Annotated in this window: 26 protein-coding genes; 16 read left to right on the forward strand and 10 right to left on the reverse strand. The window is 59.9% G+C overall.

Annotated elements, in window-relative coordinates; all coding sequences use genetic code 11:
- Positions 1 to 8: 8 nt before the first annotated feature.
- From BSF44_RS17670 to BSF44_RS17690, 5 genes are all read left to right on the forward strand, one after another.
- Positions 9 to 431, forward strand: coding sequence for a nuclear transport factor 2 family protein (locus tag BSF44_RS17670; protein WP_095944593.1), 423 nt, complete (start codon positions 9 to 11; stop codon positions 429 to 431).
- A gap of 55 nt (positions 432 to 486) precedes the next feature.
- Positions 487 to 1,998 carry a cytosine permease gene (locus tag BSF44_RS17675; RefSeq protein WP_095944594.1) on the forward strand — a complete coding sequence of 504 codons (1,512 nt, stop codon included), beginning with the start codon at positions 487 to 489 and terminating at the stop codon, positions 1,996 to 1,998.
- Between the two features lie 164 nt (positions 1,999 to 2,162).
- Complete coding sequence (locus BSF44_RS17680) at positions 2,163 to 3,542, forward strand: sodium:solute symporter (RefSeq protein WP_095944595.1); 1,380 nt, start codon at positions 2,163 to 2,165, stop codon at positions 3,540 to 3,542.
- A 348-nt stretch (positions 3,543 to 3,890) separates the two neighbouring features.
- Entirely contained in the window at positions 3,891 to 4,616 is a 726-nt protein-coding gene (locus BSF44_RS17685) for an MBL fold metallo-hydrolase (protein ID WP_095944596.1), read from the forward strand.
- 70 nt (positions 4,617 to 4,686) lie between these two features.
- Complete coding sequence (locus tag BSF44_RS17690) at positions 4,687 to 4,938, forward strand: phosphopantetheine-containing protein (RefSeq protein ID WP_095944597.1); 252 nt, start codon at positions 4,687 to 4,689, stop codon at positions 4,936 to 4,938.
- Between the two features lie 86 nt (positions 4,939 to 5,024).
- Here the strand turns inward: BSF44_RS17690 and BSF44_RS30740 are convergent, their stop codons facing one another.
- Positions 5,025 to 5,153, reverse strand: a complete 129-nt coding sequence (locus tag BSF44_RS30740; protein WP_007914492.1) for a PA1414 family protein — start codon at positions 5,151 to 5,153, stop codon at positions 5,025 to 5,027.
- Positions 5,154 to 5,288: 135 nt separating this feature from the next.
- A complete protein-coding gene (locus BSF44_RS17695) occupies positions 5,289 to 6,182 on the reverse strand; it encodes a LysR family transcriptional regulator (RefSeq protein ID WP_095944598.1) in 894 nt (297 codons plus the stop codon).
- A gap of 104 nt (positions 6,183 to 6,286) precedes the next feature.
- Between BSF44_RS17695 and BSF44_RS17700 the strand changes: the two genes are divergently transcribed.
- A complete protein-coding gene (locus BSF44_RS17700) occupies positions 6,287 to 7,468 on the forward strand; it encodes an MFS transporter (protein ID WP_095944599.1) in 1,182 nt (393 codons plus the stop codon).
- Here the strand turns inward: BSF44_RS17700 and BSF44_RS17705 are convergent.
- Positions 7,413 to 8,345, reverse strand: a complete 933-nt coding sequence (locus tag BSF44_RS17705) for a DMT family transporter (protein ID WP_095944600.1) — start codon at positions 8,343 to 8,345, stop codon at positions 7,413 to 7,415. The genes BSF44_RS17700 and BSF44_RS17705 overlap by 56 nt on opposite strands.
- A 194-nt stretch (positions 8,346 to 8,539) precedes the next feature.
- Positions 8,540 to 9,376 (reverse strand): S1 RNA-binding domain-containing protein, encoded by an 837-nt coding sequence (locus BSF44_RS17710; protein ID WP_095944601.1) that lies wholly within the window; start codon positions 9,374 to 9,376, stop codon positions 8,540 to 8,542.
- A gap of 351 nt (positions 9,377 to 9,727) precedes the next feature.
- Between BSF44_RS17710 and BSF44_RS17715 the strand changes: the two genes are divergently transcribed.
- The 3 genes from BSF44_RS17715 (at position 9,728) to BSF44_RS17725 (ending at position 11,791) form a co-directional block, all read left to right on the forward strand.
- A complete protein-coding gene (locus BSF44_RS17715) occupies positions 9,728 to 9,916 on the forward strand; it encodes a hypothetical protein (protein WP_015096330.1) in 189 nt (62 codons plus the stop codon).
- A gap of 205 nt (positions 9,917 to 10,121) precedes the next feature.
- Positions 10,122 to 10,844 carry a TorF family putative porin gene (locus BSF44_RS17720; RefSeq protein WP_095944602.1) on the forward strand — a complete coding sequence of 241 codons (723 nt, stop codon included), beginning with the start codon at positions 10,122 to 10,124 and terminating at the stop codon, positions 10,842 to 10,844.
- Positions 10,845 to 10,921: 77 nt separating this feature from the next.
- The gene (locus BSF44_RS17725; RefSeq protein WP_095944603.1) at positions 10,922 to 11,791 is read left to right on the forward strand and encodes a DUF6279 family lipoprotein; all 870 of its coding nucleotides are present in this window, start codon (positions 10,922 to 10,924) and stop codon (positions 11,789 to 11,791) included.
- A gap of 60 nt (positions 11,792 to 11,851) precedes the next feature.
- Here the strand turns inward: BSF44_RS17725 and BSF44_RS17730 are convergent, their stop codons facing one another.
- On the reverse strand, positions 11,852 to 12,244 hold the full coding sequence (locus BSF44_RS17730; RefSeq protein WP_095944604.1) for a transcriptional regulator: 393 nt from the start codon (positions 12,242 to 12,244) through the stop codon (positions 11,852 to 11,854).
- Between the two features lie 194 nt (positions 12,245 to 12,438).
- Between BSF44_RS17730 and BSF44_RS17735 the strand changes: the two genes are divergently transcribed.
- Both BSF44_RS17735 and BSF44_RS17740 read left to right on the forward strand, forming a co-directional pair.
- Complete coding sequence (locus BSF44_RS17735) at positions 12,439 to 13,173, forward strand: thioredoxin family protein (protein ID WP_095944605.1); 735 nt, start codon at positions 12,439 to 12,441, stop codon at positions 13,171 to 13,173.
- Positions 13,174 to 13,349: 176 nt separating this feature from the next.
- Complete coding sequence (locus BSF44_RS17740) at positions 13,350 to 13,628, forward strand: hypothetical protein (protein WP_095944606.1); 279 nt, start codon at positions 13,350 to 13,352, stop codon at positions 13,626 to 13,628.
- 63 nt (positions 13,629 to 13,691) lie between these two features.
- Here the strand turns inward: BSF44_RS17740 and BSF44_RS17745 are convergent, their stop codons facing one another.
- Positions 13,692 to 15,032, reverse strand: a complete 1,341-nt coding sequence (locus BSF44_RS17745; RefSeq protein WP_007972492.1) for a DEAD/DEAH box helicase — start codon at positions 15,030 to 15,032, stop codon at positions 13,692 to 13,694.
- Between the two features lie 191 nt (positions 15,033 to 15,223).
- Between BSF44_RS17745 and BSF44_RS17750 the strand changes: the two genes are divergently transcribed.
- Positions 15,224 to 16,522 (forward strand): mechanosensitive ion channel family protein, encoded by a 1,299-nt coding sequence (locus BSF44_RS17750; protein ID WP_095944607.1) that lies wholly within the window; start codon positions 15,224 to 15,226, stop codon positions 16,520 to 16,522.
- 127 nt (positions 16,523 to 16,649) lie between these two features.
- On the opposite strand, the gene BSF44_RS17755 is transcribed toward BSF44_RS17750, so the two are convergent.
- Positions 16,650 to 17,294 carry a hydrolase gene (locus BSF44_RS17755; protein ID WP_095944608.1) on the reverse strand — a complete coding sequence of 215 codons (645 nt, stop codon included), beginning with the start codon at positions 17,292 to 17,294 and terminating at the stop codon, positions 16,650 to 16,652.
- 158 nt (positions 17,295 to 17,452) lie between these two features.
- Here BSF44_RS17755 and BSF44_RS17760 point away from each other — a divergent pair, with 158 nt between their 5' ends.
- The gene (locus BSF44_RS17760; RefSeq protein WP_095944609.1) at positions 17,453 to 18,340 is read left to right on the forward strand and encodes a LysR family transcriptional regulator; all 888 of its coding nucleotides are present in this window, start codon (positions 17,453 to 17,455) and stop codon (positions 18,338 to 18,340) included.
- Positions 18,341 to 18,475: 135 nt separating this feature from the next.
- Here the strand turns inward: BSF44_RS17760 and BSF44_RS17765 are convergent, their stop codons facing one another.
- The 3 genes from BSF44_RS17765 to BSF44_RS17775 all read right to left on the reverse strand — a co-directional run bounded on the left by BSF44_RS17765 (position 18,476) and on the right by BSF44_RS17775 (position 20,830).
- Entirely contained in the window at positions 18,476 to 19,342 is an 867-nt protein-coding gene (locus BSF44_RS17765; RefSeq protein WP_095944610.1) for a carboxylate/amino acid/amine transporter, read from the reverse strand.
- Between the two features lie 341 nt (positions 19,343 to 19,683).
- A complete protein-coding gene (locus BSF44_RS17770; RefSeq protein ID WP_095944611.1) occupies positions 19,684 to 20,283 on the reverse strand; it encodes an FMN-dependent NADH-azoreductase in 600 nt (199 codons plus the stop codon).
- A 232-nt stretch (positions 20,284 to 20,515) separates the two neighbouring features.
- Positions 20,516 to 20,830, reverse strand: a complete 315-nt coding sequence (locus BSF44_RS17775) for a 3-phosphoglycerate kinase (protein WP_095944612.1) — start codon at positions 20,828 to 20,830, stop codon at positions 20,516 to 20,518.
- Positions 20,831 to 20,879: 49 nt separating this feature from the next.
- Between BSF44_RS17775 and BSF44_RS17780 the strand changes: the two genes are divergently transcribed.
- Genes BSF44_RS17780 through BSF44_RS17790 form a run of 3 tightly spaced genes read left to right on the forward strand, consistent with a single transcriptional unit; the run spans position 20,880 to position 23,182 of the window.
- Positions 20,880 to 21,803: a LysR family transcriptional regulator gene (locus tag BSF44_RS17780; RefSeq protein ID WP_008018223.1), complete on the forward strand. Its 924-nt coding sequence runs from the start codon at positions 20,880 to 20,882 to the stop codon at positions 21,801 to 21,803.
- A gap of 14 nt (positions 21,804 to 21,817) precedes the next feature.
- Positions 21,818 to 22,621 (forward strand): alpha/beta fold hydrolase, encoded by an 804-nt coding sequence (locus BSF44_RS17785; protein WP_095944613.1) that lies wholly within the window; start codon positions 21,818 to 21,820, stop codon positions 22,619 to 22,621.
- 3 nt (positions 22,622 to 22,624) lie between these two features.
- Positions 22,625 to 23,182 carry a peptidylprolyl isomerase gene (locus BSF44_RS17790; protein ID WP_095944614.1) on the forward strand — a complete coding sequence of 186 codons (558 nt, stop codon included), beginning with the start codon at positions 22,625 to 22,627 and terminating at the stop codon, positions 23,180 to 23,182.
- The last annotated feature ends 46 nt before the right edge of the window (positions 23,183 to 23,228 follow it).

The following is a 23,228-nucleotide window of genomic DNA, read 5'->3' on the forward strand; positions in this document are numbered from 1 at the left end:
GATTGGTCATGAATGAACGTGATCAGGTCTTGAAAGCCGCCGCCGATCTGGTGTCCGCTTTTGCCCGTAACGATCGCGAAGCCTACTTCGGCGCATTCAGCTTTGAAGCCAGCTTCGTCTTCTACACCCTCGAACAGCCCCTGCTGTCGCGCGACGCCTATCAGGCGATGTGGGACAGCTGGCGCGCCGAGGATGGCTTCGAGGTGCTCTCGTGCACCTCAAGCAACGCTTTCGTCAGCCTGCTGGGTGACGTGGCGATTTTCATCCATGACGTCGCCACCGAGTTGCGCATGCAAGGGGAGCAACACTTCAGCCAGGAGCGCGAGACGATTGTTTTCAAGAAACAAGCGTCTGGCCAAGAACAACAAGGCCTATGGCTGGCCTGCCACGAACATTTGTCCGCGATGCCGGAAGGGCTGCCAACCCCTTAGCCAACACAGGTGACGCTCACGCACGATGAGCGCGCCTTTATGATCGGAGCTGATCATGAATAACAACAACAACGACCAAAGCCTTACGCAAATTGAAACCCACGGGGTCGAACAGATCCCGGACAGCGAACGCACCGCAGGCCCGACGGACTTGTTCCGGATGATCTTCGGTGGTTCCAACACCTTTGCAACCGCCGTCCTCGGCAGCTTCCCGGTACTGTTCGGCCTGTCTTTCCAGGCGGGCGTCTGGGCGATTGTGCTGGGCGTATTGCTGGGTTCGCTGATCCTCGCGCCAATGGGCCTGTTCGGCCCGATCAACGGCACCAACAACGCCGTGTCGTCCGGTGCGCACTTCGGCGTGCACGGGCGGATCGTCGGTTCGTTCCTGTCGCTGTTGACCGCCATCGCCTTCTTCTCGCTCTCGGTGTGGAGTTCGGGGGATGCGCTGATCGGTGGTGCCAAACGCCTGATCGGCCTGCCGGAAACCGACCTGACCCTGGGCCTGGCCTACGGTCTGTTCGCGATCCTGGTACTGACCGTGTGCATCTATGGCTTCCGCTTCCTGCTGTGGGTCAACAAGATCGCGGTGTGGAGTGCCAGCCTGTTGTTCCTGCTGGGCGCCTTCGCCTTCGCCGGTCCCTTCGATGTGAACTACGCCGGCACCGTCAACATGGGCCAACCCGGTTTCTGGGCGGCGTTCATCGGCGCTGCGCTGGTAGCCATGAGCAACCCGATTTCCTTCGGTGCGTTCCTCGGCGACTGGTCGCGCTACATTCCGCGTGACACCTCCAAGCGCCGCATCATGGCGGCGGTGGTGATTTCGCAGATCGCAACCTTCATCCCGTTCCTGTTCGGCCTCGTCACCGCCACCATCGTAGCGGTCAAGGCACCGGACTACATCGTGGCCAACAACTATGTCGGCGGCCTGCTCGCGGTATCACCGAGCTGGTTCTTCCTGCCGGTGTGCCTGATCGCGGTGATTGGTGGCATGTCCACTGGTACCACTTCGCTCTATGGCACCGGCCTGGACATGTCCAGCGTATTCCCACGGGTGCTGTCGCGGGTCAAGGCCACGCTGCTGATCGGTGTGATGTCGATTGCCTTCATCTTCATCGGGCGCTTCGCGGCCAACCTGGTGCAGAGCGTGTCGACCTTCGCCGTGCTGATCATCACCTGCACCACCCCGTGGATGGTGATCATGATCATCGGCCTGCTGGTGCGTCGCGGTTTCTACTGCCCGGATGACCTGCAAGTGTTCACCCGCGGCGAGAAAGGTGGCCGCTACTGGTTCACCCACGGCTGGAACTGGCGTGGCCTGGGCGCCTGGATCCCGAGCGCGGCCGTCGGCCTGTGCTTCGTGAACCTGCCGGGTCAGTTTGTCGGGCCGCTGGGCGAAATGGCCGGTGGTATCGACATCAGCCTGCCGGTGACCCTGGGCCTGGCCTCGCTGGTGTACCTGGCGCTGCTGAGCCTGTTCCCGGAGTCGAGCGCAGTGTTCGGTCCGAACGATTCTCGCAGCAAGGGCGCAAGCACCATGGCAAAGCCTGAACTACGTCAGCCCGCCTGACACAGATCCACCTGTGGGAGCGAGCCTGCTCGCGATGACTGCGGCACATCCGACATTGATGTGACTGACAAATCGCAATCGCGAGCAGGCTCGCTCCCACAGAGACCTAGCCCACAGAACCATCTTTGTTCCACCATAAAAAAGACAATCGGAGACACGCCATAATGGCTTTGGATTTATTCGTCGTACTCATCTACGCCGCCGCAATGCTGATACTCGGCTACTACGGCATGCGCAAGGCCAAGACCCACGAGGACTACCTGGTCGCCGGTCGTAACCTCGGCCCGAGCCTGTACATGGGCACTATGGCCGCCACCGTCCTCGGCGGTGCATCCACCGTGGGCACCGTGCGTCTGGGCTACGTGCACGGCATCTCCGGTTTCTGGCTCTGCGCCGCACTGGGTTGCGGGATCATCGCGCTGAACCTGTTCCTCGCCAAACCTTTGCTGAAACTGAAAGTGTTCACCGTCACCCAGGTGCTGGAAAAACGCTATAACCCAATGGCCCGCACCGCCAGCGCGACTATCATGCTGGCCTACGCCCTGATGATCGGCGTGGTTTCAATCCTGGCCATCGGCACCGTACTGCAAGTGCTGTTCGACCTGCCATTCTGGGTCTCGGTACTGGTGGGTGGCGGTATCGTCGTCATCTACTCGACCATCGGCGGCATGTGGTCGCTGACCCTGACCGATATTGTGCAGTTCGGTATCCAGACCGTCGGCCTGATGTTCCTGCTTCTGCCGATCTGCCTGTTCCGCGTGGGTGGCTGGGATCAACTGGTCGCGCAATTGCCGGCCGCCAGCTTCAGCTTCACCAGCATTGGCTGGGACACCATCATCACCTACTTCATGATTTACTTCTTCGGCATCCTGATCGGTCAGGACATCTGGCAACGGGTGTTCACCGCCAAAAGCGAAAAAGTGGCGAAGTACGCCGGTACTTCGGCCGGTATCTACTGCATCATCTACGGCCTGGTTTGCGCACTGATCGGTATGGCTGCACACGTGCTGATCCCGGACCTGGACAACGTCAACAACGCCTTCGCCGCTATCGTCAAAGTCTCGCTGCCGGACGGCATCCGTGGCCTGGTGATCGCTGCGGCCCTGGCGGCCATGATGTCCACCGCCAGCGCCGGCTTGCTGGCCGCGTCCACCACCTTGACCGAAGACCTGCTGCCAAAGCTGCGCGGTGGTAAAGAGTCGAACATTGCTACCAACCGCTTGTTCACCCTGCTGACCGGCATTGTCGTGCTGGGCATCGCATTGGTGGTGAATGACGTCATCAGCGCGCTGACTCTGGCCTACAACCTGCTGGTAGGCGGCATGCTGATCCCGCTGATGGGTGCGATCTTCTGGAAACGCGCCACCACGGCCGGTGCAATCGCCGCCATGGCATTGGGCTTTATTACCGCCCTGATATTCATGTTCAAGGACGGAATGGATGCCAACTCGCCGATCTACTTCAGCCTCGGCGTAAGCCTGGTGAGCTTCGTGCTGGTCAGCCTGCTGTCCCCTCGCCCGGTGACTGAGGCCAACGCTGCCTAAGCTGTACATAACGACTTGATGCTTTCTTCGACGGGTGTGGCACGGGCGTGTCCTCCCTTATTTCATGCGCCGCGTTGCGCCTAAAAGCGAGCTAGGCAAGGCGCAGTCCGTAGGTAAGGGTCGTTTCCTTGCCAAGGACTGCAACACAGCCTAGCTCGCTTTTAGGCACAACCCGAAGGGCCGGATCTGATGTCGTGCAGGGCTGCGTTGCTCGGACCTTATTTGGAACAACCAAACCACGCTCCTCGCGCCTTGCCCTGCACGACATCAGATCCGGCGCGACGCATGAAATAAGGGAGGACACGCCCACTTGCCACACCCGTTTTTTTCGTCTGAAGGAAACTGCACATGAAGATCGTCAGCCGCGATCAGTGGTTCGAAGTCAAACATCTCTGCGATGGCATCCGCTTGATCCACGAGCCGTACATCCGGCCTTTCTACCGCTGCAACCTCTGGCACATCCAGGGCCGTGACAAAGACCTGCTGCTCGACAGCGGTTCGGGCCTGGTCAGTCTGCGCGAGCAACTGCCGTGGATCACCGAACGGCCGCTGGTGGCCGTGGCCAGCCACTGCCATTTCGATCACATCGCCGGCCATCACGAATTCGCGGAACGACTGGTGCACCCGGCCGAGGCGGACATTCTCGCCGCGCCCGATGGCGACAACGACCTGAGCAAAGCCTTCGTCGGCGACGACATGTTCGAGGCGCACCCCGATTGCCCGCTGTGCTACGCCGAGTACCGGGTCAAGGCCGCACCGGCGACGGGTTTTGTCGAAGACGGAGATGTGCTGGACCTGGGCAATCGGGTGTTGCAGGTCGTGCACACACCGGGACACTCGCCGGGTGGCATCTGCCTGTACGAAGCCGCCACCGAGACCTTGTTCAGCGGCGACATCATCTACGACGGCCCGCTGATCGAAGACGCCTACCACTCCAACCTCGATGACTACGCCCGCAGCCTGCGACGCTTGCACGCGTTATCGATCCGCACGGTGCACGGCGGGCATTTCGGCAGTTTTTCCGGGGAACATTTGCGCAGCATGATTGACGAGTGGCAGCGCTCACACGGCTAAAGCCTGCTGTACTCAACGGCAGGAACTGCACCGGCAGGGAGAACGACACCCACCGCCTCGAAGAACCATCATGAAAGAAGCTGCCCTTCGTGCTGTCGTACATCGCTACATCAGCCGCCTGCTGGAAGGTCGGGATGACTTCGACGACAACGCCAGCCTGGCGCAGTTGGGATTGGATAAAAAAGACATCGAAGAGCTGATCTTCCATCTGGAAGATGAACTGGGTGTCACGGCATTTACGGTGGAGGAAGACCGGATGCTCAAGACCGCCAGGACGGCGAATGATTTAAGCCGGTTTTTGTTGGAGATCGAGCGCTACTAAGGCGGGTGATCAAACGTACACGAAGCGGCAAGGGAGCTTGCTCCCTCGCCACAGGAAACCTTTCACCTGTCAGATGTTATCTGCCATTACCGGCGTCGCTGCTGGCGCCGACGTTGTTCGTCGTCAGTACGAATTGGCACGGGTTGCAGAGGCGGTTCGATCAAACCCAGTGCAACACCCAGGTCATGCAGCCAGTTTTGGATTTTCTCTTTCATGGTGCCCCCTTCAGGGTAGTGCCGAGCGGCCAAAGTTCTGTAGCCCCTTCGTACAGATAATAGTCCGAAGTCCTACGCAATGCTCGCGCAAAGTCACAATGATCTGTTACTGAATCCATCACAATCAGCCTGTGTTCAGGCAATTTCCCGTGACCCTACCCGTGCCGGCGGAAAAACCAGCTGTTGCTGCTCGATCCAGGCGTTCAGATTGGCCCCGACCATGCCTTTGCGCCACATCAGCCAGGTAGTAGCGCTGGCGAACGGCTCGGCCAACGGATGCACGGCCACACTCTCACGGCCTGGCAGACTGGCGAGCATCGACTCCGACATCAGCGCTACACCGGAACCAGCAATCACGCATGCCAGCATCCCCGGGTAAGACTCGATCTCCATCGCCCGGCCCATGGCCGCATGGTCATGGGCGAACCAGGCCTCCAGGCGCATGCGGTAGGAGCAGCCCTGGCGAAAGGTGAACACCGAACGCCCCTCCACATCCAGCGCGCTGCGCACGGGCGGATGGTCGGCCTCGCTGATCAGCACCAGGCGCTCGTCGCACAAGGGCACCCCGTCGAGCCCGGCCAGTTCCAGGGGGCCATCCACCAGCGCCGCATCAAGTCGACCGGTGAGCAGGCCTTCGAGCAATTCACCACTGGGCCCGGACTGTACTTGCAGGTTCACTGCCGGATACAAACGGTGGTAGTGCGCCAATAGCCCCGGAAGGTGAATCGCCGCCGTGCTGTACATGGTGCCGAGTACGAAGTCGCCCGCCGGTTGCCCGCCTTGCACTGCCGCGCTGGCTTCGTCGCGCAAGGCAAACAGCCTGGCGGTGTAGTCCAGCAAGACTTTTCCCGCAGGCGACAGCTGCAAACGCTGACGTTCGCGCAGGAACAGTTCGACGCCCAGTTGCTCTTCCAGCTGTTTGAGCCGGGTCGACAGGTTCGACGGCACTCGATGCAGCCGTTCGGCGGCACGGGTTATCGACCCTTCCTCCGCCACCGCCTGGAAGATGCGCAATTGGCTGAACTCCACGATATTCTCCAAAAAAGAACAAGTTACTCAATATTATTCATTTTTAAAGAAAGTCAATCAGTCCTAGCCTGACGGTCATCGATCCTCTGAACGGAATCCAGACCATGTCTCCCCTGATCCGCTTATCCGCCAGTTTCGTTGCCCTGATGATGGCCATGGGCATCGGCCGTTTTGCCCTGACACCGCAACTGCCGCACCTGCTCAGCGAAGGCCAGATCGACCTGACCGCCGCCGGGCTGATTGCCGCCGCCAACTACCTCGGGTATTTCATTGGTGCGGTGGACGCCATGTTTTCCCGGCGTCCCGCGCAAGTGCGTCGGCGCTTGCTCGGCGGATTGTGGCTCTGCGTGCTGCTGACCCTGGCGTCGTTCTGGGCCAATGGTTTCTGGTCGCACCTGCTGCTGCGCTTCGGCACCGGCGTGGCCAGCGCCTGGGTGCTGGTGATGATTACCGCCCTGAGCCAGCCACTCGCGGCAGCGGCCGGTCGTCCTCGACTCGGTGCCCTGGTCTTCGCCGGGCCGGGTTTGGGGATTTTTCTGACAGGTCTGCTGGCCCTGGGCTCGAATCTGCTGGGCCAGACGTCCGCCACCTTGTGGCTGGTGTACGCCGCCGCAGGGCTGACGATGTTGCTGGGGATCTTGCCGTTCCTGCCACAACCGGGTGTCACCGCGACGGCGGCACCCGGCGCCAGCACGTCGGGCAATCAAGGCATCGCTCGTCTGGGCTGGATCTACGCCTTGTACGGATTGGGCTACATCATTCCGGCGACCTTTTTGTCGCAAATGGCCAACGCGCAATTTCATGGCCAATGGCAGGCCGACCTGTTCTGGCCATGCTTTGGTTTGGCGGCGGCAACCGGCGTGGTGCTGGTGAGTCTGCGGCGGCAAAAATCCGGCGCCACGGGGCACTGGTTGATGGCGACGTTATGGCTGCAAGCCGCTGGCGTGTTTGCCTGCCTGCTGGGCAACGGGCCGGGCCTGGCATTGGGTGTGATCCTGTGCGGCACGCCGTTCCTGGCCTGCATGCAACTGGTGATGCAACGCTCCCGGGAACTGGCGCCCCACGCCACCCAGCGCAATGCCGGCCTGCTGACGGCCTGCTTTGCCGTGGGTCAACTGAGCGGGCCATTGCTGGCGGCGCTGAGCAGTCATTTCAGTGGTGGTTTGCAGCCGGCACTGGTGGTCGCCGGCTGCGGCCTGTTGATCGCCGGCGGTCTGTTGCTCGCGCCGGTCAGTGCTGCCCGAGGGCTTTGCGCAAACGACGGCGCAACCACTGTTCGGCGCTGACAAAAGTGATGCCCGCCAATACCAGCACGGCACCGATGACGAAGTTCAGGCTCAGTTCCTCGCCGAGCAGCACCACACCGAAGGTGACGCCGAACAACGGCGTCATGAACGAAAACACCGCGAGGTTGGCCGCCAGGTAACGGCGCAGCAGCCAGAACCAGATCAGGTAACTGAAGAACGACACGACCACGCCTTGAAACAGCACACTGGCCACCGCCACGCTGGTCAGGCTGACATGGGTGATCTGGCCGCTGAGCAGCGCAATCAACAACAGGCCGAAGAAGCCGACAATCAACTGATAGAACAGCGTCAGGGTCACCGGCGCTTCCGACAGGCGCGAAGCGCGCACCACCACCGTGGTCGCGCCCCAGGCGGCACCCGCCAGCACGCCCAGGGCATCGCCCATCAACATGCGGTAATCAAGGTTGTCCCAGGACACCCCACCGGCAAACGCAATCGCAATCCCGATAAACGCCAGGACAATCCCCAGCCATTGCAACGGCCGCAAACGCTCACTGGGCAGCAACCAGTGCACCCCCAATGCGGTGAAGATCGGGGCCGTGTAGAGGAACACCGACATGTGCGCCGCCGTGGTCAGTTGCAGGCCTTCGGAAATGAAGAAGAACTCCAGGCCGAACAAGGCACCGGCCAACAGACCGCCGCGCCAGGTTGCACCCACCTGGTTCCAGCCGCCCTTCCAGCAGATCAGCAGCCCGACCAGCAACGCCGACATACCGGAACGTCCGGCCGCCTGCATCACCGGCGCGATATCGGCCGCCGCCCACTTGATCATCACCTGCTGCACGCCCCAGACCAGGCACAACCCGACCATCACTTGCAGGGCAAACCCGTCGGCGCTGCGCCGGGTGGCGCTCACCGGAACACCTCGAAGACACAATCCATGGCAAAGACTCGGCAGTAAAAGCAAAGCCCCGGCCTTCTCGTTGAAAAGAAAACACCGGGGCGAAGAATCATATTGTCGATTATTGACCAGAAGACCAGAAAATGCCGCCTGCCAGAGACCTCTACTTCTCTGCCTGCGCCATCCTGGCCCTCTGTATTGTCAGCGCATCAACTGAGTTCAATGCGATCGGCATGAATGACAATCTGGCCATTCTTGTACAACGCACCGATGGCCTTCTTGAAGTTGCCCTTGCTGACACCGAACAGGCTGCTGATCAACGCCGGATCGCTCTTGTCGCTCACCGCCAGGCTGCCGTTGTTTTCGCGCAACTTGGCGAGGATCTTCGAGTTCAGGCTGGTGGCCGCTTCCTGGCCGACCGGCTGCAGGCTAAGGCTGATCTTGCCGTCGGCGCGAACTTCCTTGATGAAGCCCTTTTCTTCTTTACCGGCGCGCATGAACTTGAAGATTTCGTTCTTGTGGATCAGGCCCCAATGCTTGTTGTTGATGATGGCCTTGAAGCCCATGTCCGTGGCTTCGGCCACCAGCAGATCCACTTCCTGGCCCGCGGTGTAGTTGGCCGGGGTTTTGTCCAGGTAGCGGTCCAGGCGCGCGGTCGCGGTGATGCGACGGGTGTGCTTGTCGAGATAGACATGCACAACCACATACTCGCCCGCCGTCATCTGACGCTTCTCTTCGGAGAACGGCAGCAACAGGTCTTTCGGCAACCCCCAGTCCAGGAATACGCCGATGCTGTTGACTTCAACAACTTTCAAACTGGCGAATTCACCGACTTGAACTTTCGGTTTTTCAGTAGTTGCGATGAGTTTGTCATCGCTGTCCAGATAAATAAAAACGTTGAGCCAGTCTTCATCTTCGCTAGGAATATCTTTTGGAATATAACGATTAGGCAGAAGGATTTCGCCATCCGCGCCACCGTCCAGATATAAACCGAAGTTAGTGTGTTTAACCACTTGCAAACTGTTGTAACGCCCGACTAAAGCCATGTCCAATACCCTCATTGCGTGGGCGGCATTCTACCCGGTTTTAAGCGCTGCGTTCGGCAGCCGGCCCGGTGGCGCGAGAAAATCCTCTGAAACCCTTAATTTTCCCGGGGTTTCATACCGCGCCTGGCCGCTCGTCAGGCCGATCCGGGCATTTACGCCATGCCCAGGCAAGCGTGACGCGGTATTTTTTCAGGCAATGTTATTAGTTAAAACAGCGGCTTAGGTGCATATTTCGAATATTGGCCGGTGACTGGTTACCCCGCCCTCACGGATATACCGAGGGGATATTTGCCAAGCAATTATCTGGTAATTCCTGTACGATGCCTGGCCAAGTTAATTTTCTACAGGTTAATGGCCGCCATGCGCGTAAAAGCATCCACCAGCAAAGCAAAGCCAGCTCCAGCCGTCGAAACCAGCGAATCGATCAACAGCCAGATCGCTGCGTTCCTCAAGTCCGGCGGTGAAATCCAGCAAATTGCCAAAGGCGTCAGCGGCCAGACGTTCGGCCCGTCCAAGCAGATCACCCTGGGCAAAAAGTAATCCCCTCGCGTCACCTGGTCCCAAAGCGCTTTGAGCTTCGAAGCGCTTGGACTGGAACCCTCGATACTCCCGCGCCACTCCTTCAATTCTCTGTAAATCGACGAACGGCCTTCATTGCCGATCATTCGCCGGTATCCTTGCACACGTCTGGATCAAGCGTTTCAGCGGGCCCACCCGCCTGTCCTCGCTGTTCATGGAGTGACGCATGTTCAAACCTTTCTATCTATCGGCATTGCTCGGTGGCCTGCTGGCCTGCTCCGTGGCACACGCACAAATCTTTCAGCGTGAACTGGGTGCCTTCGACCTCAAGCTCGGCACCAGCCCCACCCGCAGCATGGCCCAGGGCCTGGTCAAGCCTTCGGCCGTCGGCTCGTTCCACGGCGGCCTGGACCTGAGCCACGACAGCGGTTTCTATGTGGGCCAATGGTCGCCCAGCATGGGCATCAGCCCGGGAAAAGACCTCGAAATCGATTCCTACATGGGTTTTAAACAACCCTTCGACCAAACCCTCGGCTACGAAGTGGGCCTGATCCGCTACAGCTACCCCGAAGTCACGACCCCTGCCAGCCAGGAACTGTTCGGCGGCCTGACCTTGCTCGGCAGCCGTTTCGGCATCGCCTTCAGCAATGACCCGGACAAGCAGAACAACACCCTGTTCGCTGACTTGAGCGGCAATCAACCGTTCGGTGTCGGCATCAGCCTGAAATACACCACCCACCAATTCAATACGCCAGTGGCGGTGGATGGCGGGTATGTAGGCAGCTTTACCGATTGGTCGCTGAAATTGTCCCGACCGTTCATGGGCATCGACCTCGACCTGATCTACAGTGACTCCAGCCTGAGCGGCAGCGGTTGCTCGGCCTATGCCGGGCACAACAACCAATGCGACGGGCTGGTGACGCTCAAGGCCGAACATGCGTTCTATTGATCGACTGAACTGCCGGACGCCTCCCGGGTTCACATGAGAATCAGACCCCGAAGACTGGCTTTCGCAAGGATTCGCCCATGTCCCGCTGGTTCAAACATATCGTCGTTGTGCTGAGCGTTTCCCTCGCCCTCGGCGCGTGCAGCCGCGTGGGCCTGGCCTACCGCAATCTCGATGTGATCATCCCGTGGACGCTCAGCGACTATCTGGACATGAACGGCGAGCAGAAAAGCTGGCTGGACGAACGCCTGAAGGAACACCTGAGCTGGCACTGCACCACCCAACTGCCCGGCTACCTCGACTGGCTGGACCGCCTGCAAGCCATGATCGCCACCAACCAGATCACCGATGCCGCCTTGCAGGCCCGCGCCCGTGAAGCCGAACAGGCGATCGCCGAAACCGCGCGGGAAATCACCCCGTCAGCCATCGAGTTGCTGCAAGGGCTGGATGATAAACAGGTCGCCGAAATGAACGATGCCTTTGCCAAGGACCAGCGCAAACGCCAGCAGGAATACCTCAAACCTTCCCTCGACCAGCAGATCAAGGAACGCGGCGCGCGCATGGAGAAGCGCCTGAACGACTGGCTCGGGCCACTGAGCACTACCCAGCAACAGCGGGTAGCCACATGGTCCAACGCCCTGGGCGAGCAGAACACCCAGTGGCTTGCCAACCGGGTCCATTGGCAAAAGCAGTTCAGCGCGGCTATTGCGCAACGCCAGAGTCCGCAATTCCCACAACGCATCGAGACACTTCTGGTCAATCGCGAGAGCTTGTGGACGCCCGCCTATCGACAGGCCTTTGCCAACACCGAAGCCCAGGCACGTTCGCTGTTCGTGGATCTGATGGCCGAAAGCACGCCGAACCAGCGCGCACGATTGCTGAAGAAAATTGAAGGTGTGAGGAAGGACTTCAGCGACCTGAAGTGCCTGAAAGCAGCGAAACAAAGCTGAGGACAACGCAAGACCAATGTGGGAGCGAGCCTGCTCGCTCCCACAGGGGATCACACCACGTCAGGCAATCTGCGCCTTTGACGCCACCTCATCAAACGTTACTTCATTCAGCGCATCCTCCTGTTCGTCCAGCACCTGCCGCGGGTGATCATTGCCGGGAATACTGCTGTCGATCAGGCTCAACAAACGCGAACCCCGTGCCGTCAATATGTAATTGGTGCCCGTGCCACCTTCGTCTTCCGGTCGCGGCTCGATATAGCCACGCGCCAGCAGCAACTTTTCGTACTCGCCAGCCATCGTTTTCAAGTGATCAAGATTTTCAATCGGCTCGCCTTCCGCGGCCTTCTGCGCGGCATGCTGTTCGGCGTAGGGCCGCGGCGTGAAACTGTGGCCCGCACTGTTTTGCACTTCATGCAGCAAGCGCTCAATCAAGTCCCAGTTGTAAGTCGTCATCCTGATTCAGCCTCCGGTACCCGTTCGATTGATGCCCGTGCAATTGAACGGGCCTTACAGGTTGTGACCGGTACACCCGGCCGCCGTTCAGCCGGGCGTTTGCAGACGACCGACCGGCGGCATGTCGAATTTCATGCAAGCCAAACGACTAGGCTGTGTAGGTCACCTCCCCGCCCCACGCAGGAGAAAACAACATGAACATTCAGAACCATCCCGTCGTATCGCGGGAAGAATGGCTCGCCGCCCGCAAACAGCACCTGGCCCACGAGAAAGCCTTCACCAAGGAAAGAGACAGGCTCAGCGCCGAACGCCGCGCCCTGCCCTGGGTAAAAATCGACAAGGACTACCACTTCCAGGGCCCCGATGGCGAACTGAAACTGGCGGACCTGTTCGGGGGGCGCAGCCAGTTGGTCATCTACCACTTCATGTTCGCCGAGGGCTGGGACGAGGGCTGCCCCGGTTGCTCGTACCTGAGCGATCACATCGACGGCGCCAACCAGCACCTGGCCCACCATGACGTGGCCGTGGTGGCGGTTTCCCACGCACCGTTCGCTGAATTCCAGGCCTTCAAACGGCGCATGGGCTGGAAATTCGACTGGGTGTCTTCGGCAGGATGCGATTTCAACTACGACTTTGGCGTCTGTGCCCGAGCCGAAGAGGTCGCCGCCGGAAAGGCTACGTACAACTACGAAAAAACCGACGGCGCCGAGGAAGAACTCCCCGGTCTCAGCGTGTTTTATCGCAATGACGCCGGCGAAATCTTCCATACCTACTCCACCTATGCCCGGGGCCTGGACATGCTGGTCGGCGCCTACAACTACCTCGACCTGACGCCCAAGGGGCGCAACGAAGAAGAAATCATGGAGTGGGTCCGGCATCATGACAAATATGAGGAACAGGAGAAGTCGAGCTGCTGTCATGGTGGTTAGCCCCAGACAGCGAGGCGCGGCCTTCGCGGGCAAGCCACGCTCCCACAGTTCCTGTGGCGCTCACAAAACCTGTGTGCTTACCCGCGAAGGGGCCCCGGCAATCACAGACTGAACTTTCCCCAGGGGCCAACGCTCAACCGGTTAACCCGCCTTGACCGGAGCTGAGGCCCGCCCCCATGAAACCACTGCTGAAGACGCTCACTCTCGCCGCTGCCCTCACCTGCGCCCTGCCCGCCTGGGCCTGCACCCTTGATGAAGCCACCGCCAAGCGCGAACAACTGGCCCGGGAAGTGGCCAGGCTCACCGAGCAAAACCCGACCAAGGCCAAGGAGATCAACGACGAATTGCAGAAGATGGACTTGGGGACGGCGGCCAAGGACTTGCCGGATAAATGCCAGTTGATCGATCAACGCCTGAAGGAGTTGGAGTCCGCCGAGAAGAAAACCGAAGGCTGATAAACGCCAGGCATAAAAAAACCCGGACACTGTCCGGGTTTTTCACAGGCCATCTACAACGACTTACTCAGCCGCCGGCGCTTCCGGCTTGCGGCGCTTGAGCGGGGCCATGCCGTCCTTGCTGACCAGGGAATCGCTCTTGGGCCGGTTGGCGCTCTTGCGCTTGGTCGGGGTCTTGGCGGCAGTCTTCTTCTTGTCGCCCTTGGCGTCGGTCTTTTTCTTCTTCACGCCGACGGCCTTGCCCGAGGCCTTGACCTTTTTCGGTCCGCCGTAGGTGCCTTTGACTTCCTTGATGGTGCGGCGCTCGAAGCTCTGCTTGAGGTAGCGTTCGATGCTCGACATCAGGTTCCAGTCGCCGTGGCAGATCAGCGAAATGGCCAGGCCATCGTTACCGGCGCGACCGGTACGACCGATGCGGTGCACGTATTCGTCGCCGCTGCGCGGCATGTCGAAGTTGATCACCAGGTCCAGGCCGTCCACGTCCAGACCGCGAGCGGCAACGTCGGTGGCCACGAGGATTTTCACGCCGCCCTGCTTCAGACGGTCGATCGCCAGTTTGCGATCCTTCTGGTCTTTCTCGCCGTGCAGCACGAACGCTTTGTATTCCTGCGCCACCAGGCGGCCGTAGATACGGTCGGCCATGGCCCGGGTATTGGTGAAGACGATGGCCTTCTGGTAGGTCTCGTTGGCCAGCAGCCAGTTGACGATCTGTTCTTTGTGCTGGTTGTGGTCAGCGGTGATGATCTGCTGGCGGGTGGTGTCGTTCAACTGGCTGACCGCGTTGAGCTGCAAGTGCTCAGGGTTGTTCAGGACCTTGGCGATCATCTCGCGCAGGCCCGAACCACCGGTGGTGGCGGAGAACAGCATGGTCTGCTGACGGTTGGTGCATTCGTCCACCAGACGCTGAACGTCTTCGGCGAAGCCCATGTCGAGCATGCGGTCGGCTTCGTCGAGCACCAGTACTTCAACTTCTTTCAAGTCGAGGTTGCCGGCGTTCAACTGCTCAATCATCCGGCCCGGCGTACCGATCAGGATGTCCGGCACCTTGCGCAGCATCGCGGCCTGGACCTTGAAGTCTTCGCCGCCGGTGATCAGGCCGGACTTGATGAAAGTGAACTGCGAGAAGCGTTCAACTTCTTTCAAGGTCTGCTGGGCCAGTTCGCGGGTCGGCAGCAGGATCAGGGTCTTGATACTGACACGGATTTTCGCCGGGCCGATCAGACGGTTGAGGATCGGCAAAACGAATGCAGCGGTTTTGCCGCTACCGGTTTGCGCCGTCACCCGCAGGTCACGCCCCTGGAGCGCCAGCGGGATGGCCGCGGCTTGCACAGGCGTTGGCTCGACAAATTTCAGCTCGGCCACGGCTTTGAGCAGGCGTTCGTGCAGGGCGAATTGGGAAAACACGGGTGCTACCTCGAAGAAATGCAAAAAAACAGCTGCATAGGGTAACGGTTTCGAACGCTCAGGCCGAGTTTCTTTATACAAATGACGGTAAACAGTTGGTTTTTTGTTGCCTGATTTTTCCCGAAACGTAATACAAAGCGTCTTAAATGCTCTAATCCCTTCTCGCGCCTTACAGAAGAATCGTTTCAACCATGGATATCAAACAGCTCTGGACCAACGTTCTGGACCTTTGGGGCGCTCTCGACCAGCACCCGCTCGTGCACTCCAGCCTGTCGCTGTTGCTGCTATTGGCAATTGCGCTGTTCCTCGGACGGGTGGCGCGCTACCTCATTCTGCACGCGGCAAAAATGCTCAGCCGCCAGCCGGCCCTGCACTGGGTCAATGATTTTCTACAGAACAAGGTGTTCCATCGCCTGGCGCAGATCACGCCTTCGCTGGTGATCCAGTTCGGCCTCAATCTGGTGCCGGACCTGAGCAAAACCAGCCTGAACTTCCTCGGCAACGTCGCCCTGTCCTTCACCTTCCTGTTTCTGTTGCTGGCGGTCAGCGCCCTGCTCAACGCCCTGCTGGACATCTACGCGCGCACCGAGCACGCCCGCACCCGGTCGATCAAAGGCTATGTGCAACTGGCGAAAATGGTGTTGTACGTGTTTGGCGCGATCATCATCGTCGCCACGCTGATCGACCGCTCGCCGCTGTTGCTGCTGTCGGGTCTGGGTGCCATGTCGGCGGTGATTCTGTTGGTCTACAAGGACACGTTGCTGTCGTTCGTAGCCAGCGTGCAGTTGACCAGCAACGACATGCTGCGGGTCGGCGACTGGATCGAGATGCCCCAGGTGGGCGCCGACGGCGATGTGGTGGACATCACGCTGCACACGGTCAAGGTGCAGAACTTCGACAAGACTATCGTCTCGATCCCGACCTGGCGCCTGATGTCCGAGTCGTTCAAGAACTGGCGCGGCATGCAGGCTTCCGGTGGCCGCCGGATCAAACGCAGCCTGTTCATCGACGCCAGCGGCGTACGCTTTCTGCGGGACGACGAAGAGCTCAAGCTGTCCCAGGTGCACTTGCTCACCGACTACATGACCCGCAAACAGGCCGAACTCAAGGCCTGGAACGAAGCCCAGGGCAACGTCGCGGCCATGTCGGCCAACCGCCGCCGGATGACCAACATCGGTACTTTCCGCGCCTATGCGCTGGCCTACCTGAAGAGTCACCCGGGGATCCAGCCGAACATGACCTGCATGGTGCGTCAGATGCAGACCACGGCCCAGGGTATTCCGCTGGAAATCTATTGCTTCACCGGCACCACGGCGTGGGCCGACTACGAGCGGATCCAGGGGGATATTTTTGACTACCTGCTGGCGGTGCTGCCGGAGTTTGGGTTGAGTCTTTATCAGCAACCGAGCGGGTCGGATCTGCGTGCGGGGATATTGCCGGCGGTGTTGGGCGCTAGCTATCTTCCCGAAGCCGAAAAACACAGGGTGTGACACTACAAAAAACAAATGTGGGAGCGAGCCTGCTCGCGATGGCGTTGGGTCATTCAACAATGATGTCGATTGACCCTCCCTCATCGCGAGCAGGCTCGCTCCCACAAGTGTCGCGATAATTTTTCGGTTACTTCACCTGCCGCTGCGGTGCCTTGTGCACCATGGTGTAGGCGTAATCCACGCCCATGCCGTACGCGCCGCTGTGTTCCAGCACCAGTTCCATCACCGCCTCGTAAGTGTCCTTGTGCGCCCAGTCACGCTGGTATTCGAGCAACACTTGTTGCCAGGTCACCGGCACCGCGCCGGCCTGAATCATCCTTTGCACCGACATGTCGTGGGCTTCCTTGCTGGTGCCGCCGGAGGCGTCGGTGACGATGTACACCTCGTAGCCTTCGGCCAGGGCTTCCAGTGCCGGGAAAGTCAGGCAGACCTCGGTCCACAGCGCGGCAATGATCAGCTTCTTGCGACCGGTGGCTTTCACCGCGTCGACCAATGCCTTGTCTTCCCAAGAGTTCATCGAAGTGCGCTCGATCGGCTTTTGATCCGGGTGTACAGCCAGCAATTCGGGCCAGATGTAACCGCTGAAGCTTTCAGTTTCGACCGAGGTATAGATGGTCGGCACGTCGAAGATCTTCGCCGCCTTGGCCAGGCCCACAGTGTTGTTCTTCAGGGTCTGGCGATCGATAGATTGCACGCCGAATGCCATTTGCGGCTGGTGGTCGATCAGGATCAGGGCGGAGTTGGTTGGGTTGAGCAGTTCACGAATAGACATGGCGCGTTCCTTTTGATGTCGATACTTCGAATGGGTAAGGGGTTAGTCGACTTTGCCTTCAGCGGCGTTGTTGTCGGCTTGGATGTCACTTTAGGGGCTGGCGATAAAAGGGACAATTACCTAAAATCGAGAATCATTGATTCCAAAACAGGGACAATATGGATCGTATCGAATGCATGCGCGCCTTCGTCGTCACGGTCGGCGAAAACGGCTTCGCCGCAGCTGCCCGGGCCATGGATGTACCGCGCTCGAAAGTCAGCAAACAGATTCAGGCATTGGAAGAAACCATCGGCGTGCAATTGCTGCAACGCACCACCCGAAGCCTGCACCTGACCGAGGCCGGGGCCGAGTATTTCGATGCGGCACGGGAGGTATTGGCGGCACTGGACGAGGCCGAGCAACGGGCCCGTGACGGCATCGGCGAGTTACGCGGTGTGTTGCGAGTCAATGCGCCGATGTCGTTCGGTCTTCGGCGGCTGGGGCCGTTGATTCCGCTGTTTCATGAACAGCACCCGAACATCGAGCTGCAACTGGTGCTCAGCGACCAGCAGGTCGATCCCGTGCGGGGCGGGTTTGACGTGACCATCCGCATCGCCAGCATGCCCGACTCGACGATGATCGCCCGGCAACTGGCTCCCGCGCCGCGCATCATGGTGGCGTCCCCGGCTTATCTCGAGCGCGCGGGCGTGCCGCAGACTCCGCAGGATCTACGCGCCCATCAATGCCTGAACTACGGGTATCTGCAGAGCGGTGTCAGCCTGCAACTGTGCAATGGCAAGGAAACCCAGCGGGTGAACGTCACCGGCCCACTGCACGCCAACAACGGCGACCTGCTCGCCCAGGCGGCCGAAGCCGGCATGGGCATCGCCCTGCTGCCCGACTTCATCGTCGAGGATGCGCTGGCGGCCGGGCGGCTGGTGCCGGTGCTGTGCGAATGGCAGGCTCCGGCGATCACCATCAACGCGGTGTATTCGTCGGCGCGGCGGGTGCCGCAGAAGACCCGGGCGTTCATCGAGTTTCTGGTGGGACAATTGGCGCCGAAATGATTTTCGCAGATCACGCAATCCCTTGTAGGAGCGAGCCTGCTCGCGAAAGCGGTGGATCAGGCAACATCTTCGTCGACTGACACTCCGTCATCGCGAGCAGGCTCGCTCCCACAGAGGTATCGGGTCACCCAGAGTTCAGTGAACGGCCAAAGGCTTGCGTATACCCAACCGACTGATCCACACCGCCAGCAAAATCACCGAACCGCCGAGCAACAACCGCCCCAGTTCTTCGTGCTGGTTCCAGATCAGCAGGTTGATCAGCAACCCCACCGGCACATGCAGGTTGTTCATCACCGCCAGCGTCCCGCCGTTGACCAGGCACGCGCCCTTGTTCCACCAGTAGAGCCCCAAAGCGGTCGAGACCAGGCCGAGGAACAGCAGCACGCCCCATTGCAACGGCGCTTCGGGCAGGAAGTTCTGCTTGCCGAACAACAGAAACGCCGGCAACGCCACGGCCAGTGCGCCGAGGTAGAAGTAGCCGAAGCGTCGGTAATGCGGCAGATCGCTCGGGTGGCGCGCAACCAGGTGTTTATAGAGCACCTGCCCGGCGGCGTAGGTGAAGTTGGCCAGTTGCAGCAACAGGAACCCCATGAAGAAGTCCGGGTTGATCCGGTCAAAGCGAATCACCGCCGCCCCGGCCACTGCCACCAGTGCCGCGACCAGGGCCCAGGGATTGAAGCGACGATTGAGCGCATCTTCGATCAGGGTCACGTGCAACGGTGTGAGGATGGTGAACAGCAACACTTCCGGCACCGTCAGTACACGGAAGCTCAGGTACAGGCAGACGTAGGTCACGCCGAACTGCAACGCGCCAATCAGCAGCATGCCGCGCATGAACGCCGGCTCAACCGAGCGCCAGCGGGTCAGCGGGATGAACACCAGCCCCGCCAGCAGCACTCGTACCAAGACTGCGAAATAACTGTCGACATGACCGGCCAGGTATTCGCCGATCAAACTGAAGGAAAACGCCTGGATCAGCGTGACAAAAAGTAGATAGCCCATGCTCGCCTCATTTCGAATGGCGGCGACGATAGCGGTTTTTGCTGCTGATCGCGAACGCTAAACCAACACAAAACCTGTGGGAGCGAGCCTGCTCGCGAAGACGGCGCGTCAGACGCATAGAGGCTGGATGTGCCGACGCTTTCGCGAGCAGGCTCGCTCCCACAGGGTTGCGTGGGTGTCTATAAAATCGCAGGCAAAAAAAAGCCCGATCTCGCTAAAGCGTTCAATCGGGCCAGAGCACTCAGGAGCAACAAGTGCGAAGGGAGGTCGATGCGCGTACAGGCTTGAAGGGTTGCGCCAGATCACTAGACCATCCAGCGATTATCTGGCGATTAAACGGCTCAGGCCACTTGCGAAAGCTTGGCGTTTGCCTGGTTCAGGCCTTTCTCCTGGAAATCACCGCCCAGGTTCATGCCTTCGGCATGGATGAACGTCACGTCGTGGATACCGATGAAACCCATGACCTGCCGCAGGTACGGTTCCTGGTGATCGGCGGTGCTGCCGGCATAGATGCCGCCACGAGCCGTCAGCACATAGGCGCGTTTGCCGCTGAGCAAACCTTGCGGACCGGTTTCGGTGTATTTGAACGTCACGCCGGCACGCAGCACATGGTCGAGCCAGGCTTTCAGGGTGCTGGGGATCGCAAAGTTGTACATCGGCGCGGCCATGACCAATACATCGGCGGCGAGCAATTCATCGGTCAACTGGTTGGAGCGTTCCAGGGACGCCTGTTCGATGTCGCTGCGCTGCTCGGCGGGTTTCATCCAGCCACCCAGCAGGTTGCTGTCCAGGTGCGGCACCGGCTTGACGGCCAGGTCCCGGACGGTGATCTGGTCATTCGGGTGAGCGGCTTTCCACTGGTTGATGAAGGTCTGGGTCAGTTGGCGGGAAACCGAGTCTTGCTGACGGGCACTGCTTTCGATGATCAGAACGCGGGACATGGGATGTAGCCTCCATCTGAGAATGCTGTAGGTCGATGGAGTGAAGGTTAAACAGAGTCATATCGATGAAAAAGCGCAAATAACTGCTATAACCCATCAAGAAATTCGTTTATAAGCTCAGCATGCCCCACCTCTGTAGGAGCGAGCTTGCTCGCGAGGGTGTATCAGACGCAGTGGTGTCGATTGACCCACCGCATCGCGAGCAAGCTCGCTCCCACAGAAGAGCCAGGCGTCATTTCGGGGTGCAGGACAGCTCGATGCGCAACTTGATGATGCTGCGGGTGAACTTGGCGGTGGCATTTTTGTGCTTGCCGGCCGGTACGTCGATCTTGCGGGTACGCGGTGCTTCCGGGCCATTGATGAAAACGGCCTTGCAGCTCGCATCGACGTCGCCGTAGTTGGCCACCTGAATGGAGCCGATGTCGCTATCCGTGTCGTAGGTCTGGTAATCGATCTTCATGCCGTTGAGGTCTTTTTTCACATCGATCGGGTAAGCCATCGCCGTCAGCGGCAGCAGCGCCAGCAGCACACAACAGAATTTTTTCATTCAGCAGCCTCCAATAAGGGCTGCCAGCTTAGGACAAGAGGAGCTCAACATGAAAGCGCCCCGCGTGACCCTTGATCAATGGCGAACGCTGCAGGCCGTGGTCGATCACGGTGGTTTCGCCCAGGCCGCCGAGGCGCTGCATCGCTCGCAATCGTCCGTCAGCTACACCGTGGCCCGCATGCAGGATCAACTCGGCGTGCCATTGCTGCGCATCGACGGACGCAAAGCCGTGCTGACCGAAGCCGGCGGGGTGCTGTTGCGTCGCTCCCGACAACTGGTAAAACAGGCCAGCCAACTCGAAGACCTGGCCCATCACATGGAACAGGGCTGGGAAGCCGAAGTGCGCCTGGTGGTCGATGCCGCTTACCCAAGCGCCCGCCTCGTCCGCGCCTTGACCGCGTTCATGCCGCAAAGCCGTGGCTGCCGGGTGCGTCTGCGTGAGGAAGTGCTGTCGGGCGTGGAGGAAGTCCTGCTCGAAGGCGTGGCCGACCTGGCCATCACCGGTTTCAGTATTCCCGGTTACCTGGGCGCGGAATTGAGCGACGTCGAATTCGTCGCGGTCGCCCACCCGGAGCATCCCCTGCACCGCCTCAACCGCGAGCTGAGCTTCCAGGACCTGGAAAGCCAGATGCAGGTGGTGATCCGCGACTCGGGCCGCCAGCAACCACGGGATGTCGGCTGGCTCGGTGCCGAACAGCGCTGGACGGTCGGCAGCCTGGCCACCGCCGCGACCTTCGTCAGCAGCGGCCTGGGTTTTGCCTGGTTGCCCAGGCACATGATCGAACGGGAGCTCAAGGAAGGTACGCTCAAGCTGCTACCGTTGGATCAGGGCGGTAGCCGTAACCCGAGCTTTTACCTGTATTCGAACAAGGACAAACCGCTGGGGCCGGCCACGCAGATTCTCATCGAACTGCTGCGCACGTTTGACACCGCCCCACTGGACGCACCATTCGCCGCCCCCGAACAAGCCTGACACGGAGTGTATGCATGGCCTATTTCGAACACGAAGGTTGCAACCTGCACTATGAGGAATATGGCCACGGCACGCCGCTGTTGCTGGTCCACGGTCTGGGCTCCAGCACGCTGGACTGGGAAAAACAGATCCCGACACTGGCCACCCGCTACCGGGTGATTGTCCCGGATGTGCGCGGTCACGGTCGCTCGGACAAACCCCGGGAGCGCTACAGCATTGCCGGATTCAGCGCTGACCTGGTTGCACTGATCGAGCACCTCAATCTCGGCCCGGCACATTATGTCGGCCTGTCGATGGGTGGCATGATCGGCTTCCAGTTGGGCGTGGACCAGCCGCAACTGCTCAAGAGCCTGTGCATCGTCAACAGCGCGCCTGAGGTCAAACTGCGCAGCCGCGACGATTACTGGCAGTGGTTCAAGCGCTGGAGCCTGATGCGCGCCCTTAGCCTGGGCAACATCGGCAAGGCGCTGGGCGCCAAGTTGTTCCCGAAACCCGAGCAGGCCGACTTGCGACAAAAAATGGCCGAGCGCTGGGCAAAAAACGACAAACATGCTTATCTCGCCAGCTTCAATGCCATTGTCGGCTGGGGGGTCCAGGAACGACTTTCGAAGGTCACCTGTCCAACCCTCATCGTCAGCGCCGACCGTGACTACACGCCGGTGGCGCTGAAGGAAAACTACGTAAAACTGTTGCCCGACGCGCGGCTGGTGGTGATCGCCGATTCACGCCACGCCACACCGCTGGACCAACCGGAACACTTCAACCAAACACTGCTGGAGTTTCTGACCGCAGTCGACACCACCACTCAGGATCACTGACCCATGCTGAAAAAAATCGCCCTCGCCGCAGGCTCCGTCCTGTTTGCCGCCAACCTGATGGCCGCGACGCCGGAAAAGGCACCGCATGTGCTGCTGGAAACCACCAACGGCCAGATCGAAATCGAACTGGACCCGGTCAAGGCCCCGATCAGTACCAGGAACTTTCTTGAGTACGTCGACAAAGGCTTCTACAACAACACGATTTTCCACCGGGTGATCCCGGGCTTCATGGTCCAGGGCGGCGGATTCACTCAACAGATGCAGCAAAAAGACACCAACGCTCCGATCAAGAACGAATCGAAGAACGGCCTGCATAACGTACGCGGGACCTTGTCCATGGCCCGTACCTCGGTGCCTGACTCGGCCACCAGCCAGTTCTTCATCAACGTCAAGGACAACGACTTCCTTGACCAGGGCGACGGCTACGCGGTGTTCGGCAAAGTGGTCAAAGGCATGGACGTGGTGGACATCATCGTCAACTCGCCAACCACCGTCCGTGGCGGCATGAAAGACGTGCCGGCCGACCCGGTGTTCATCAAGTCGGCCAAGCGCATCGACTGAGACTAAGCTGGACAAGGATGTCCGAGCCGTTGCCGGTGATTGCCGG

The organism is Pseudomonas sp. ACN8 (assembly GCF_002303925.1).
In the GTDB taxonomy this organism is placed as follows: domain Bacteria; phylum Pseudomonadota; class Gammaproteobacteria; order Pseudomonadales; family Pseudomonadaceae; genus Aquipseudomonas.